This is a genomic window from Micromonospora chalcea (assembly GCF_002926165.1).
GTDB classification, from domain to species: Bacteria; Actinomycetota; Actinomycetes; order Mycobacteriales; family Micromonosporaceae; genus Micromonospora; species Micromonospora chalcea.
In genome coordinates this window covers 55758-71094 of sequence record NZ_MAGP01000093.1, presented here as the reverse complement: position 1 = coordinate 71094, position 15337 = coordinate 55758, and the positions used below count along the sequence as shown (strand labels likewise).

Sequence of the window (15337 nt, the reverse complement as noted above, 5' to 3'; positions counted from 1 at the left end):
ACCTGCGACCGGACACTGTGTCCGGCCATTAGAGGTTACTTCATGCCGAACTCCGACCCACCGCACCGCGCACACGCGGCATGAAAGACCCGAGCGATCGAATTGCCGCCCGCCCGGAACTCACTCAGGTACGCGTCGAGGTCGGACGATGCCGTCTCCGGCCGCCGCTGCCCCGACCTGTCGATCGCCATCCGGGCACCATAGCCGCCTTCGTGTTCGGTGGAGTCTTGTCGATGGCCGGTGCGGAAATACGGCGCAACCGATCTTGGGGGGCTTCATGGGGACCTGGAACAGCGGACCGTTCGACAACGAAAACGACACGGAGCCCGGGGCGGTCCCGCCTGTACTGCACCTGCGAGACTCGTTACGGGGCGCAACGGATCTGGAAGGGGCGGCGGATGGCTGAAGACGAGCCGACGCCGGTCCACCTGACGAAGGTGCTCGACGGTCTCGCCGAGAACCCGGCGCTGCCGACCGGGCTGGTCCGCCGGCTGGTGCGCTACCGGCGCGGTTTCGGCCACGTGGCCAAGCGCGCCGATCTGACCCCGGACATGATCGAGGAGGTCCTCGCCTCGGGTCATGACTGGCTGCTGCGCTCGCTCGCGCTCAACCGCCAGTTGCCGAACGCCGTCCGGATGCGGCTGGCTGCCCACGCCGATCCCGCCGTCCGGGCTGCCCTGGTTGTCGGCGCCCGTGGCGCGCCCCGCGAGTGGTACGAGCGACTCATCGACGATCCGGACAGGCTGGTACGGGGACACCTCGCCGAACGCGACGACGTACCGGCCGATCTGCTCGCCCGGCTCGCCACGGACCCTGACCCGCCGGTCCGGGCCACCCTCGCACGGTGGTGGACGCAGGCCCCCGGACCGGTCCGGCGGCTCCTGCTCACCGACTCCGTCGACGAGGTTCGTGCGGCTGCCTGCTCGACCTACTACGCCCGGCTACCGCATCCGGTACCGCCGCCCGACCTCGTGGCGGGACTGCTCGCCGATCCGGTCACCCGCGCCGGAGCCGTACGCCACGCAGACCTGACCCCGGAACTGGCCAAAAAGCTCGCCGGTGACCCCGACCACCATGTTCGCCGGCAGGTCGCCGAACACCCACAGCTTCCCTCAGGAGTACGGGACCTGCTCGCCGAGGATCCCAGCGCGAACGTCCGCGTGGGTGTCTTCAGCCGCCGGGACACACCCGAGCCGGTACGCCACCGGATCTATACGCAGATCCAGCAGAGCGACCGCCCGCTGGCCGACCTGCTCGACGACGAACTCGACGACACTGCGCTGTTGCAGCTGGTCGAAGACCACATGGCCGTCGCCGAGCTGCAGCACCTTCGGCTGGACTGGGTCACCGCAGACCCACTGCCGCACCTGTCCTCGCCATACATCTGCTTCCGGCGCTCCGCTGCACGCGGCCGAACACTGCCGGCCGACGCGGTGATCCGGTTGCTCAACGACGACGACAGGGGCGTACGCACCAGCATGGCCACGCACGCCCCGCACCTGGTGGACCCAGCCACAGCCGAACGCATCGACCGTGAGTTCGGGCCGGACAACAAGACGCGCTGGCGTCCGGCCGACGTGTTCACCTTCCCGCCGCAGACCCTACGCCGCTTCGCCACCGACCCGGACCCGCGCATGCGATGCCTAGCACCCCGAGATCCGGATCTGCCCGTCGAGTTGGCCGGACGTCTGGCCACCGACCCGGACAGCACGGTTCGCCATGAAGTCGCCGGCCACCCGAACCTACCGGTCCACGTGCGTCGCGTCTTGCTCGCGGATTCGAGCGAATGGGTGGCGCACGCGGCGGCTGCTGCGGCGACGCTCCCCGTGGCCGAGATGGAGCGACTACTCACCCTCGCCGGCGTCTGACCGCAAAGACCACCAACACGAGGGGACTTGAACCCACGACAGCCTCTTGTCGAGTCCCCTCAGGACTTGTCATTGGTTGTCAAGACCCCTTGTAACGGAAAGTAGCCGGAGTGTGCTTGTCATTACTTGCCTGAGATGGTCGTTGAGCTGCAAGTACGCCGCCAAGGCCTCACCGGCTCTTGTCACTCTTCGTCAACATTCGGCCTGGGTTTTCGGGGGGTAAACGGGGGGCCAACGTTGAACGTCCGCCACGTCTGGCCGTCTATACATCGGTCCTGCCGCCATCTTCACCCGGACAGGGCAACGACGTGTTCACCGCCGTACTGCAAGCGGAGATCAACGGCCACCTGGCAGGGTCGCGAATTCGGCTGGTGCGAGTTCTACGAGGAAAGGCTGCTGCTGTTACTGACTGTGGTTGCTGATCTTGCCTGGCCGCGCCAGCAGGCAGGGCGGGGTACGCCAGCCTCAACCATGCCAGCGGACATAGGGGACTGCCCCGGGTTCGGTTGACTCGCGGGTTTGAGTGGTTCAGGCCGCGTGTACGGGCTGGTTGATTGTCTCAAACTCGATCGGGGTGAGCCGTCCGAGGCGTTGTTGCCGTCGCCGGCGGTGGTAGGTCCGCTCGATCCAGGTCACCATCGCCAGGCGCAACTCGTGGCGGGTGGTCCAGCGTTGCCGGTCCAGGACGTTGCGTTGCAGCATGGCGAAGAACGACTCCATCGCGGCGTTGTCGCCGCAGGCGCCGACTCGGCCCATCGAGCCGACCAATCCGTTGCGGTGCAACGCTTTCACGAATTTCCTGGACCGGAATTGACTGCCCTGTCCGAGTGGACCACGGTGTCGGCCGGGTGCCGGAGCCGGACCGCGTTCGACAGCGCCGCGACGGCCAGGGAGGCTTTCATGCGGGTGTCGATGGAGTAGCCGACGATCCGACCGGAGTACACGTCCTTGATCGCGCACAGGTAGAGCTTGCCCTCGGCGGTGGGGTGTTCGGTGATGTCGGTCAGCCATAGCCGGTTCGGGGCGTCGGCGGTGAAGCGGCGTTGCACCAGGTCGTCGTGCACCCGGGGGTCCGGCCCGCCTGGTCAGGCCCTTGCGTTTGGCGAACACCGACCAGATGCGCTGCTGTGAGCACAACCGGGCGACCCGGTTCGGGCCGGCGATGATGCCGTGGGCGGGTAGTTCGTCGGCGATGAACCGGTAGCCGAACGCCGGATCATCATGGTGGATGTCGAGGGCGGCGTTGATCAGATACGCGTCGTCGAGGTCCCGCCGGGTGACCGGGTTGTTCTTCCACGCGTAGTAGGCCTGCTTGCTGAACCCCAACACCCGGCAGGTCACCGCGACGGGGATCCCGTCCGCGGCCAGGTCACCGACCAGCGGGTACGTCATTTTGGGGAGATCTCCTTGGCGAAGTACGCCGCGGCCCGCCGCAGGATCTCGTTCTCCTGCTCCAAGATCTTGTTGCGTCTGCGCAGCTCCCGCAGCTCCGCCGACTCGGAACTCGTAGTTCCAGGGCGGACGCCGTCCTCGACGTCAGCGAGCTTCAGCCAGCGGTGCAAACAAGCCTCGGAGATCCCGAAGTCCTTCGCGATCTGGGCGATCGGGGCTTCGCCCTTACGGGCGACCGCGACGACGTCGCGGCGGAACTCCAGGGGGAACGCTTTCGGCATGACAGACATCCTTCCAGCGAGGAACAGATCCTCACAGGTCAGGAGTCAACCGAACCGGGTGCAGTCCCCCCATCATCCGGTAGGCGTCGAAGACACCGTAGACACTGCGCACCCTGGCGAGCAGGTGAGCCAGGTGTTTCGGGTCGGCGATCTCGAAGCTGAACCGGCTCACCGCCACCCGGTCGTGGGTGGTGGTGACGGTGGCGGAGAGGATGTTGACCCGCTCTTCGGAGAGCACCCGGGTTACGTCCGCGAGCAGCTTGTGCCGGTCGAGCGCTTCCACCTGGATCGCCACCAGGAACGCCGAGGCGGAGGTCAGCTTCCAGCTCACCTCGACCACCCGCTCGCCCTGGGCACGCAGGTCCTCCGCGTTGGCACAGTCGTCGCGGTGCACGCTCACCCCGCCGGAACGAGTCAGGAAACCAAAGACCGAGTCCGGCGGGACCGGCGTGCAGCAGCGGGCCAGCTTGATCCACACGTCGCTGACGCGGTGGACCACCACGCCCGGGTCGGCGCTGCTCTGCCGGCTGCGCGGCGGCCAGGTGGCCACGGCGATGTCCTCCGCCGCGCCCTCCTCGCCGCCGTAGGACGCCATCAGCTTCTGCACCACCGACTGCGCGGAGACCTGGCTGTCGCCGACCGCCGCGTACAGCGAGGCCACGTCGGCCAGGTGCAGGTCCCGGGCGATCGCCATCAGCGCGTCCGAGGTGAGCATCCGCTGCAACGGCATGCCCTGCTTGCGCATCGCCTTGACGATCGCGTCCTTGCCGGCCTCGATCGCCTCCTCGCGCCGCTCCTTGTTGAAGTACTGCCGGATTTTCGTCCGCGCCCGAGGGCTCTTCACGAAGCCGAGCCAGTCCTGCGTCGGGCCGGCGGTGTCGGACTTCGAGGTGTAAATCGCGACCACGTCACCGTTGGACAGCGTCGACTCCAACGGCACCGGCTTGCCGTTGACCAGCGCCCCGATGCACTTGTGCCCCACATCGGTGTGCATCGCGTACGCGAAGTCCACCGGCGTGGACCCGGTCGGCAGCGGGATGACGTCACCCTTGGGCGTGAAGACGTACACCTCCTGGCTGGACGGGTCGAAGCGCAGCGCGTCGAGGAACTCGCTCGGGTGCGTCGCCTCGCGCTGCCAGTCCGACAGCTGCCGCAGCCAGGTCATCTCGTCGATGTGCGCCGGCGGGCCCACCAGCGGCGTGCCCTTGTGCTCCTTGCACTTCCAGTGCGCCGCGGTGCCGAACTCCGCCGCACGGTGCATCGCGTACGTGCGGATCTGCATCTCCACCGGCTTGCCGGTGGGCCCGATGACAGTCGTGTGCAACGACTGGTACATGTTGAACTTGGGCATCGCGATGTAGTCCTTGAACCGGCCCGGCACCGGCTGCCAGTTGGCGTGGATGACCCCCAGCGCCGCATAGCAGTCCCGCACCGTGTCGACCAGGATCCGCACACCCACCAGGTCGTAGATGTCGTTGAAGTCCCGCCCCCGCACGATCATCTTCTGGTAGATCGAGTAGAGGTGCTTCGGCCGCCCGGTCGTCTCCGCCTTGATCTTGGCGGCCTTCAGGTCGGTGGACACCTTCTGGGTCACCTGGCGCAGCAGCGCCTCCCGCTGCGGCTGGTGCTCCCCGATCAGCCGGTTGATCTCCTCGAACCGCTTCGGGAACAACGTCCCAAACGCCAGATCCTCCAACTCCCATCGCATCGTATTCATGCCGACGCGGTGCGCAAGCGGCGTCCAAAGTTGGAGAGTCTGCCTAGCAACTCGTTCCTGCTCGCTTCGAACCTCGTAAGTAAGCGTACGAAGGTTATGGAGGCGCCGCGCGAGCTTGATCACCAAGATACGTGGATCTCCTGCGATAATTCCGACCACCTTCCGGACGGTGGCGTAACCGTCGTCAACGGAAGGGAGCCGGTCGAGCTTCCGAACTCCATCGACGAGACTCGCCACCTCGCCGCCGAACTCCTCACGGAGTTGAGCAACATCGTAGCCGCTGCCGTCTGTCGTGCCGCTGAGTAGCGCACCGACAAGCGTTCCGGTGTCCATGCCCATGTTCGCCAGGATGGTTGCAACCGCCAGCGGATGGGTGATGTACGGGTCGCCAGACTTTCGATACTGACCGGAATGCCACCAGGCTGCGGCATCGAAGGCCTGCTGCAAGACACGCACATCTGCTCGGGGATAGTGCTGGCGGTGGCAGGCAACAAGGGGCTCGAGAACTACACTGACCGTGGGCGCGATGTTTAGGACCCTACCTAAACCGAGCCTATTGACGACCCGCCTAACAGGCGATCTCGTTCCTGGAGTCACTCGCAGAGTGTGGACTGCCAGTTGACGTTCTGCGCCCTTCAGGGATTCATCGAGGGCAAGCCTGCGCAGTAAGGTGGCACCCCGGCCGTCCCCTGTGGCATGCAGAGCCGACGCTGCTGCTCGCCGTTCGGCAGCGTCAAGTCGCCGATCAGTTGCAAGGTCGACGAGAAGCTGCCGCCCCAAGGTGTTTCCGGATCGCGCGAGGGCGTCGGCGGCCCACACTCGCTGCCGCTGTTCGGATCCCGGATCTTGGGGGCTGGGCTTGCGTGGCGGACGGTGGCGAGCTATTGCCGACAGGATAGCCGCAGCATCGACACCCTCGAGCTGGAGAAGCTGCCGCATAATCCACTCGTCACCACCGATGGCCTTCCCATCGCCGTCGTCCATCGACCGGTTATTGCCGTCTCCCGCCATGGATGCCATAGTTCGCAGGAGCGGATTTCGCAGCACAGGGTCTTGCCGTTCATCGATAACGATTTCTGCTGCAAGATTTAGTCCTGCCTGACGATCGAGCCGAAGGCAAGTTACGATGGCAAGATGGCGACTGTTTGTCGAAGTTCGAGTGTCGCGGGCGGCGGCGGACAACGTGCGGACCGCAGCAGCGACGGTTTCGGGGGAGACGTAGCAGGCGTCATCGATAACCGCAGCCACAAACAAGGCTCCGCTCAAGCCACCAGTGGAGGCGAGGGAGTGCAGAGCCCTTGCCATCGCCTGCGACTCTTCCCAAGCAGCGACGAGAAACCGGGCAAGGGACTGCCGCCATGCAACGGGAGCCAGCATCTTGCCGCCGGCCGACCTGTTGAATAGATCCCAAAAGACCGCGTCAGCACGGGTGGCATCACCAGGGATAAACTGAGCAGCCAGATACTCCTGAACGGTCTGATGCAGGAACATGAAATCGTCGCCCCAAGCGAGCAGAACCCCACTGCCCCGAAGGTAGTCTACGATCAAGCTTCGCCAAGCCGCCTCCGGGACACTTGCACCGCGTAGGTCACGGGTCCAGTCGTCAAGCTTGTCAACTGCCAAGGTGGTGTCACCGTCTAGCCGGTCAGCGGCTAGACGGCCAATAAGTTTCTCACCTTCGGCGATGAGCCTTTCTCCTGCTTGCTCGGCGTCCGCACCAAAGCGGCTTAGTGCGTGGCGCAGCTGCTGGCGAACACCGCCTTCGGCGTCGCTGTGCTGACGTTCACGCAGCAGTTCAACAAATTCTTGGAAGATCCGCGATCGGCCTGGCGGAAGGCGACGGTCAGGGCTGGCGATGAAAAGCTGGCATAGAATGGTGGCCATGAGCGGATTTCGCCCCAACTCGTCCAAGCCAAGATGCGTGAGCTCCTTGATGAACTCCGCTGCGGTATTGCCGGGTTCAGCGACGTTCAACTGGGTGAACCAGCCCTGGACAAGTTGGCGTCGCTGTTCGTCGTCAAAGGCAAGTAACTCGTACTGAAAAGGTTCCCATTCCGGTCCTGCAATGCCTTCTACTGCTCCGGGACGGGTAGCCAGAATGAATCGGTGGACGCACCCGGCGCCACTGCGGTGGCCCTCGATCATCCTAAATACTCGTTGCCGCTTGTGCGTGTCCATAATCTCGTCAAGGCCGTCAACCAAGACCAGCCAGCGTGCACCGAAGAAAGGCGGCTGCTCAAAGAACTCGGCAGACCAAACGCTGGCGACCAGCAAGTTTAGTTCAGCCCGCACGCTTCGGGCGATCGCTTCACCTAGGCGACCGGTGGCGAGTATGTCTGCCGCCTGCACACGGACAGGAACATTGACGCTTTCACCGTCCCGCCAACGATCTACAATATCTGTTATGGCGACCTGAAATAGGCTCGATTTGCCTGCGCCAGCACCGCCGACAAGTATGGCATCCTGTTCACCATTGAACACGATGTCCGCCGGATGCGCTTGCGTCAATTCAACTTCAGAATCTCCCGCATCTCGGCGCCGAGCAGCTTGTCGAACATAAACAGTGGACAGTGGGGGAGTTGCGGCTCCAGATAGTAAATTATACGGATGGGCGGCGGCTGCCCGGGATGCGAGCGCTAGATAGGCACGGACTTGGCGTCCAGGATATACCCATTCACCTGCACCTATCTGTTCATCGGTGAGCGAATCGAGCCAGCGGCGGTGAATAGTTGGCGCCGTTGATAGCGCAACTTGTGCCGGTTCGCATCGACCTACGATCTCGTCGATGGGCAACATGTGCGCACTGCCCGTCTTGGCCGAGGTGCAGATCATGCCACAGACTGCACCCGTGCGCTGGTTGACGACAGGGCTTCCGCTGAAACCCTCAGGCAACCACGTCCCGCGCCCCCGCAGTAGTCGCAACGAGTCGACCTCGCTGCGCCGCGACTGACCCTCGTAGTCGAGAGTGGCCGATTGACCTGCACGGAACATGCCAGCTGGGTGACCGTAGGTCCATAGTGAATCTCCCAGTGCGACTACGTGACTCGCGAGCACCGGCGGAAGGTCAGTTGGAATGGACGTCTCGCGCACCTGTAGCAACGCCAGGTCCAACCCAGCAGGCGTGCGGAAGCAGCGGTCGGCCGATACTTCAAGAACGAGCTCAACCTCAGCGTCTACTGCTCTTGCACTGACGATCTCAGGAAGCGGCTGACCCTGCTCGGCAACCACGTGGGCACATGTCGCTACCAAACCCGGTGCGATTACGAAACCGGTCCCTAGGACTGGCCGCGCCCCCTTTGTCGCAGGAACTTCGACGGCCACCACGGCTGCCCGGAGGCAGTCCTCCCAGCCATACTTAACATGGCTGCTCATACCTGGTTCTGTCCCACTCAAGGCCGACCTTGATGCCAGACTTCGTCGATCCCTTCCCTAGCACCGCTACTAACTTGCCGGACTCAACCGCGAACTCGCAGGAGAACTCGACAGCCAGTCGGCTGACGTCGGCCTGCTTAAGGCGATCGCCGACTTTTGTCGCAAAAGCCGTCAATGCTGCAAGCGCCTGATCAAGATCAAGCGGTCGGGACGCTACGTCAACCTCATCGCTACCTTGGTGTGCGTCTAGGACTGCGCCAGTCAGATAGATCAAGTGTCCGTCGACATGCAGCGGCACCACAGACGAAACCTCGATACTTCCGGCTGCCTCGTTCACGCTGCACTCCTCGCCAGTCGTAATGCAACACGCGCGAAGAGTAGCGGAGCCGCGCAAGGCGCACGACCCCAGAGTCACCACCGTCCAGCAAAGACCGCAGCGGTGAGGTTTCCCCGGTAGCTCGGAGGCTTTCGATCATGCTCTGATGGAGCTGAAGGGAGTCATCCGTGGCAGCACCGAAGAAGTACCCCGATGAGCTGCGTGTACGTGCGGTGCGTTTGTATCGGGAGTCGCACCCGAAGCCCGTGATCGGCCAGCTGGCCCGCCAGCTTGGGGTGCATCACGAGGCGTTGCGGAACTGGATCCGCCAGGACGAGGCCGACCGGGGTCAGCGTGACGACCGGCCGACGACCTCCGAGTTGGAGGAGTTGCGGCGGCTACGGCGGGAGAACGCGGAGCTGAAGCGGGCCAACGAGATCTTGAAGGCCGCGTCGGCTTTTTCGCCTCGGAACTCGACCCGACCCGGCGACGGTCGTGACGCTCGTCGACGAGCTGAACCGCCCCGGATCTTGTAGAGACTTTGGGGTGCGCAGGCGGTAGCTCAAGTCTGGTACTGGGTTCCGCCAGCTTGTTGATGGTGTTTGGTGCAAGATGCATGGCTTGGGAATCACGAAGACCGCTGCCCCCTGCTGTCTCGCCGCTTGCCGGCGAGCCGATCAAGCGTGCCGATGCCGAACGGCTCGCGGGAGTGTTGAAGGCCGTCGCCGATCCGGCTCGGCTGCGACTGCGACTGCGACTGCGACTGCGACTGCGACTGCGACTGCGACTGCTCAGTTTGATTCAGGCCGCTCCTGAGGGCGAGGCGTCCGTCAGTGACCTCACCGCGCCGCTCGGCCTCTCCCAGCCGACCGTCAGTCATCACCTTCGGATCCTCACGGAGGCTGGGTTGCTCGAGCGGGAGAAGCGTGGGGTCTGGGCCTATTACCGCCTGGTGCCGTCCGCGATCGCGGCGCTCGCCGAGCTGTTGACGCCGCCCCGCAAGCGAGCGAGCGACCAGGGTGACTCGCTAAGCGTCACGGGTTAAGGCGGGGGCGCCTGTCTGCAGGCGATAGCGTTCGCTTTGGCGATGGCCATTTGGCTGCGGGAAGATCCGGTTTCCCTCGCTTCGACATACTCGCCGCTCGGCTCATGCGGCCTGTGTGCTGACCACTTGGCCTGCACAGTGCTGCAGGCACGCACCGCTCCGTCACAGGAGTTGCGGCGGCATCCCACCGCCGACCCGCGCTGGTGGGCTATGGGAGCGCGTATTACCGTCCGTACCGCCACTGGGCTTCTTCAAGGAAGTCAGCATGCCGGGCTTGCTCCCACTCGCGCATGCTCGGGTATCGGTCTCGGCAGTACCGACGCTGTAGGTGATTGACGAACTGGGTCCGTTCGTCGTCGTTCGCCAGCCGCAGTCCACGGTCGTCGTTGCCCGCTTGCAACCTGACACCACCGTCGGGCTCAACAGTCAGGGTGATCTCGTCGTCACGCGGATCAGGCGCACGAGCCGCCAGGTACGCGAAGTAGATGTAGCGGTAGTCGAACTCGTCGTGGCGGTCGTGCACCCAGTCGAGCCATTGGTCCACCTGCGCCACGGACCACGGTTCCATACGCCCCTCCCTTAGATCCCCGCCGGGCTACGCCCTCTCACCCCATAGATCCAACGCTATCGACCGGCAGCCACTCAGCCGTCCGGATGGGGTCGTCATATGGCTCGCTCCACCGCCGTTGTCGTCGCAGCTGCCAGTGTCGGCGTGGAGGCGGCAAGCCCGGGGGTTGAGCTTGCCGCCCGATGACAGCGTCACTGGCATCCGGTGATCAGCTTCCTCGCTTCGGAAGCCCGCACGTGCTTTCAGTCGTAGCCCGCCCGGCGGCGACGTGTGGGGCTGTGAGCGCGCGGACTCCTTGGGGCGTCAGGAGCTGCAGGTGTTCAGCATGCTCTGCAGGGCGGACTTCTCGGACGACTGCAGGCTCAGCCCCCAGTTGTACTTCACGGTGATCCACATCTTGCTGTAGGTGCACCGGTAGGACGACAGCGGTGGCTGCCACGTGGAGGGGTCCTGGTCGCCCTTGGCCTGGTTGACGTTGTCGGTTACGGCGATCAGCTGCGGGCGGGTCAGGTCGTTGGCGAAGCTCTGCCGCCGGCTAGTCGTCCAGCCGCTGGCGCCCGAGCGCCACGCCTCGGCGAGGGGCACGACGTGATCGATGTCGACGTCGGAGGCGGCGGTCCAGGTTGCGCCGTCGTACGGGCTGTACCAGCGGCCGGAGGTCGCCGCGCAGCTGCTGTCGGTGACCACGGACGTGCCGTCGCGCTTGAGGACCGTCTCGCGGGTGTTGCAGGCCCCGCTGATGGTGATCCAGTGCGGGAACAGATCCCGGGAGTACCCGCTCGTCGACCCCTCGCTCTTCACCGTCAAAGCGTTGAGCTGCGACTGGGCGCTCGCCTTGGACGGAATACCGGGCGGTGTCGCCGAAGCCACCGAGGCGTCGACGGCGACCAGGCCAGCGCTGGCGACCACCGCCACCGCTGCTCCGGCTATGGCACGCCGCGCCAACGCAGATGTGGCGAGTCGTCGGGTGAGTCGCATGAGGGCCTCCTCGGGCATCCGTCGTGGACAGCGACCATCTCGCCCCATCATGTCGATCGACGGTCACCACTGTGAAGAGTGGGAAGGCTCCCACGAACACTGATCACAGCCATTCCCTGTCCGCGCCACCGGCCCCGGGCGAACTCGCCGGTCCGCTGCCCCGCCGCCGATCGCGCCTGTCGAGATGGCGACGAACTGGCGATCAGCGACAATCCGACGCCCTAGAGTGCGACTCTCAGGCTGGCACGACACCTGCTATTCCGGGAGCGACGGTGGCCAACAACCTGATCGTCATGACATGGAACGTCGAGAACCTGTTCCCACCCGAGGACACCGACACGTCGGCGGCCGACACCTACACCGCGAAACTCACCTACCTCGCCGGTCTGATCGCCGGCACCGGCGCCGACGTCGTCGCCCTCCAAGAGATCGGCAGCCTCCGGGCCGCACAGGACCTGCGGGCTGCCCTCGGTGAGCCCTGGCAGGCCGTCGTGTCCTCCCACCCGGACAGCCGCGGCATCCGCGTCGCCGTCCTCGCCCGGCATCCCCTCACCGAAGAAGCGCAGATCCTCGCGCTGCCGCCCTCCGGGTTGCCTGCGGTCCCCGACGTCGACGGCGACACCCTCACCCACATGGGACGCGGAGCGCTTCAGGTACACGTCGACTGCGGCGGCGCCGGCCTGCGGCTGCTGACCGCGCACCTGAAGAGCAAACTGCTCACCTACCCGGGCGGGCGACGCTACCCCCTCAACGAAGACGAACGCGCTCGCGGCGCCGGCTACGCCCTCCTGCGGCGCACCGCCGAAGCCGTCGCCCTTCGCGTACACCTCAACGAGACCCTCGCCGCGGCCGCCATAGACGGCCAACCAGGCATGCCGACCGTCCTCTGCGGCGACCTCAACGACGGCCCGGACGCCATCACCACCGTCCTGCTCGAAGGCCCAGCCGACGGAGACGTCAACCGCCCCGACAAAGGCGACGCCGTCCGGCTGTACAACCTCGGACGACGCCTCCCCCCAACCGGCGCATACTCCCGCATCTACCAAGGCAACGGCGAACTCATCGACCACATCCTGGCAACCCGCGACCTCCAACTCCAGCTGACCACCGTCGACTCCCTCGTCGATGACATCACCTCCATCGGCGCCTCCACCCGCAGCCGGGAGAAGGCCGTCGTACCAGACCATGCCCCCGTCGTCGCCCGATTCCACGGGTAAAACGCGGGCGGCCGGGAAACGCAGCGACCGACGCTACGCGCCACGATGTCGTCGAGCTCGGCGGCGGTGGCGACGCGATAAATGGCTACGTTAGTTGGGCGAGGGCTGTCCAGAAGACACGACTGACGCCGCGGCCTCTCGCCTGTCAGGGCAGGTGACCGACCGTTAGCTGATTGTCGAGCTCTGGCAGAATACGGACTGGCCACACGCGGTTGAGGAAGTGTGGGGAACGGGTGGGGAGCCGCTCGGCAATCACCTGGCTTAAGCTGCGTCGCTATGCTGGCCGTCACACCTGGGAGCTGACCGTAGTTGACGGTCGTCGCCCACCCCATCGGGCACGCAACGGGCACGTGGGCCGGTTGCAGGTCGTTCCGCTCGGCTGACCAGCCCGGCAAACCGCCGCAGGCTGGTCGAACCGATGCGGCTACCAATACGTCAGGCGGAACACATCTCGGGCAACCAGGCCGCCCGGCGGCCGCAACGGGTCGTAGCCGTCACCGAGATACCCCTCTCTCTGATGGGAGCGCAGAACGAGACGATGGCCGGCCAACACCAGGATGAAGCCAACGGCAGCCATCATCGCCGCCCCCTGTGGGGACATCAGCCGCACACCCGCCGCCCGGAACAGCCACGGAAAAACAGCCAAGAGGATCGCCAAACGGTAGACCCAGATCCCCGCACGGTACGTGAAAAGCCGCCGGCACGCCTCGAACTCGCTGCTGCTGATCGACACCGCGTCAGGTTAGGCCCTGAACGGCTCTCATCGCTGGCCCCGCCGTCGCCGCTGTCCTTGCGCCTTCGGCTGCCGGTCAACCACTCCTCTCCCCGAAGCCCATCTCCGCCGTCAGTCCGCACATCGTGGAACGGGCCTGGTCCCCCGACGTCAACTCGGCGGTGACAAGTTCGGCCTTCCTGCCCCGCGCCACGCCGGCTAGGCCGCGAGGGGCCGATCCCAGACCCCCGCAGCGGGCCCGAACAAACTGTCGATCGCGGGTCAGGCTCGGGAATCGTGACGGCGGCCAGCCGAGCGGAGGGGCCTGTCTCGCTAAGGGTGTTTCCGGCGATCTTGGTTAGTAGGTTTCAGCGGCTGGGAAGCGGTCGCTGAAGGTGATGGCGAAGGCGTTCAACGCGGGTTTCCAGCGCATCGTCCATCGGGTTCTGCCTGCTCCGGTGGGGTCCAGGGACCGGGTCACCAGGTACAGACACTTCAACGCGGCCTGCTCGTTGGGGAAGTGGCCGCGGGCCTTGACTGCCCGTCGGTAGCGGGCGTTCAACGACTCGATCGCGTTGGTCGAGCAGATCACCCGCCGGATCTCGACGTCGTAGTCGAGGAACGGGATGAACTCCGCCCAGGCGTTGTCCCACAGGCGGATCACCGCCGGATACCGGTCGCCCCACTTGTCGGCCAGGTCGTCGAACGCGGCCCGGGCCGTGGTGGCGTTGACGGCGGTGTAGATCGGTTTGATGTCGTGCTTGAGCGCGTCCCAGTACTTGCGGGAGGTGAGGCGGAACGTGTTGCGGATCAGGTGGATGATGCAGGTCTGCACGATCGTGGCCGGCCACACGTTCGTGACCACTTCCGGAGGCCTTTCAGACCGTCGCAGACGAGGAAGAACACGTCTTTGACGCCCCGGTTGCGCAGGTCGGTCAGCACGCTCATCCAGAACTTCGCGCCCTCACCGCCAGCGCCGGCCCACAAGCCCAGGATGTCCTTCTCCCCGTCGAGGGTGACGCCGATCGCGGCGTAGAACGGCCGGTTGGCGACCTGCCCGTCACGGACCTTGACCACGATCGCGTCGATGAACACCGCCGCGTAGATCTCGTCCAGCGGGCGGTGGGACCAGTCGGTCATCTCCTCGATGACCTTGTCGGTGATCCGCGAGATCGTCTCCTTCGACACCGAAGCCCCGTAGATCTCGGCGAAGTGCGCCGAGATCTCCCCGGTCGTCAGGCCTTTGGCATACAGCGACAACACGACCTCGTCGACCCCGGACAGGCGCCGCTGCCGCTTGCGCACGATCTGCGGCTCAAAGGTGCCTGCCCTGTCCCGCGGCACGTCGATCTGCACCGGCCCGTTGGCCTCGGTCAACACGGTCTTCGACCGGGTGCCGTTGCGGATGTTGCCCGAACCAACACCGGCCTGGTCGTGCTTTTCGTAGCCGAGGTGCTCGGTCATCTCCTCGTTCAGCGCGGTCTCCAGGACCGTCTTGGTCAGCTGCTTCAACAGCCCGTCCGGACCGGTCAGGGACAGCCCTTGTTCCTTGGCTGCCCGGACCAGCTCGGCGGCGGCCTTCGCCTCCGCCGACGGCTCGGGCCGCTTCCTGCGTCCGGTCTGGTCGTTCAGTGTCGCGGTCATCACGGCACCCTCCTCACCAGGCACAACGCCCGGCAGGTCAGGCCGGAAACACCCTTAGATCCACACTCCCACTAAAGGCGAGTTCGGTCGGTGTCGGCCAGGTTCGGCGGCCGGTCCTGACAATCTGCCGACAACCGCGCGGCGACGACTGATGCGGGCAGGAATGTCAGAGAAATGTCGAAAGCCGATGGTGGCTCTTTTCGACATTGGCGCTGTCGGCTTTTGAT

At 65.3% G+C, this 15337-nt stretch carries 10 protein-coding genes and 3 pseudogenes; 4 read left to right on the top strand and 9 right to left on the bottom strand.

The features are described from left to right. Positions 1–35: 35 nt before the first annotated feature. Positions 36–191, bottom strand: coding sequence for a hypothetical protein (locus BAW75_RS32290; protein ID WP_167435544.1), 156 nt, complete (start codon positions 189–191; stop codon positions 36–38). A gap of 207 nt (positions 192–398) precedes the next feature. Between BAW75_RS32290 and BAW75_RS09390 the strand changes: the two genes are divergently transcribed. After that, positions 399–1868 (top strand): hypothetical protein, encoded by a 1470-nt coding sequence (locus BAW75_RS09390; protein WP_091424863.1) that lies wholly within the window; start codon positions 399–401, stop codon positions 1866–1868. Positions 1869–2396: 528 nt separating this feature from the next. On the opposite strand, the pseudogene BAW75_RS09385 reads toward BAW75_RS09390, so the two are convergent. The 4 genes and pseudogenes from BAW75_RS09385 to BAW75_RS31990 all read right to left on the bottom strand — a co-directional run bounded on the left by BAW75_RS09385 (position 2397) and on the right by BAW75_RS31990 (position 8967). Beyond that, positions 2397–3541: pseudogene (locus BAW75_RS09385) on the bottom strand (IS3 family transposase). 31 nt (positions 3542–3572) lie between these two features. Next, positions 3573–6038 (bottom strand): RelA/SpoT family protein, encoded by a 2466-nt coding sequence (locus tag BAW75_RS32820; protein WP_393353921.1) that lies wholly within the window; start codon positions 6036–6038, stop codon positions 3573–3575. Positions 6039–8099: 2061 nt separating this feature from the next. After that, positions 8100–8630: pseudogene (locus BAW75_RS33435) on the bottom strand (S1 family peptidase); the annotation flags it as partial. Next, positions 8614–8967 (bottom strand): CU044_2847 family protein, encoded by a 354-nt coding sequence (locus BAW75_RS31990; RefSeq protein ID WP_139135477.1) that lies wholly within the window; start codon positions 8965–8967, stop codon positions 8614–8616. The pseudogene BAW75_RS33435 and the gene BAW75_RS31990, both read right to left, overlap by 17 nt. Positions 8968–9134: 167 nt before the next feature. Between BAW75_RS31990 and BAW75_RS09375 the strand changes: the two genes are divergently transcribed. Together BAW75_RS09375 and BAW75_RS09370 are read left to right on the top strand one after the other, a co-directional pair. Then, entirely contained in the window at positions 9135–9482 is a 348-nt protein-coding gene (locus BAW75_RS09375) for a transposase (protein WP_091424858.1), read from the top strand. An 80-nt stretch (positions 9483–9562) separates the two neighbouring features. Continuing rightward, positions 9563–9991, top strand: a complete 429-nt coding sequence (locus tag BAW75_RS09370; RefSeq protein WP_104113299.1) for an ArsR/SmtB family transcription factor — start codon at positions 9563–9565, stop codon at positions 9989–9991. Between the two features lie 223 nt (positions 9992–10214). Here BAW75_RS09370 and BAW75_RS09365 read toward each other — a convergent pair whose 3' ends face one another. Next, positions 10215–10559, bottom strand: a complete 345-nt coding sequence (locus BAW75_RS09365) for a hypothetical protein (RefSeq protein ID WP_091424852.1) — start codon at positions 10557–10559, stop codon at positions 10215–10217. Positions 10560–10862: 303 nt separating this feature from the next. Next, positions 10863–11537: an HNH endonuclease family protein gene (locus BAW75_RS09360; RefSeq protein WP_091425283.1), complete on the bottom strand. Its 675-nt coding sequence runs from the start codon at positions 11535–11537 to the stop codon at positions 10863–10865. Between the two features lie 272 nt (positions 11538–11809). Here BAW75_RS09360 and BAW75_RS09355 point away from each other — a divergent pair, with 272 nt between their 5' ends. Further along, entirely contained in the window at positions 11810–12754 is a 945-nt protein-coding gene (locus BAW75_RS09355; protein ID WP_091424849.1) for an endonuclease/exonuclease/phosphatase family protein, read from the top strand. Between the two features lie 424 nt (positions 12755–13178). Here BAW75_RS09355 and BAW75_RS09350 read toward each other — a convergent pair whose 3' ends face one another. Further along, on the bottom strand, positions 13179–13487 hold the full coding sequence (locus BAW75_RS09350; RefSeq protein WP_091424847.1) for a hypothetical protein: 309 nt from the start codon (positions 13485–13487) through the stop codon (positions 13179–13181). A gap of 337 nt (positions 13488–13824) precedes the next feature. Next, a pseudogene (locus BAW75_RS09345) lies at positions 13825–15110 on the bottom strand (IS256 family transposase). Between the last annotated feature and the right edge of the window lie 227 nt (positions 15111–15337).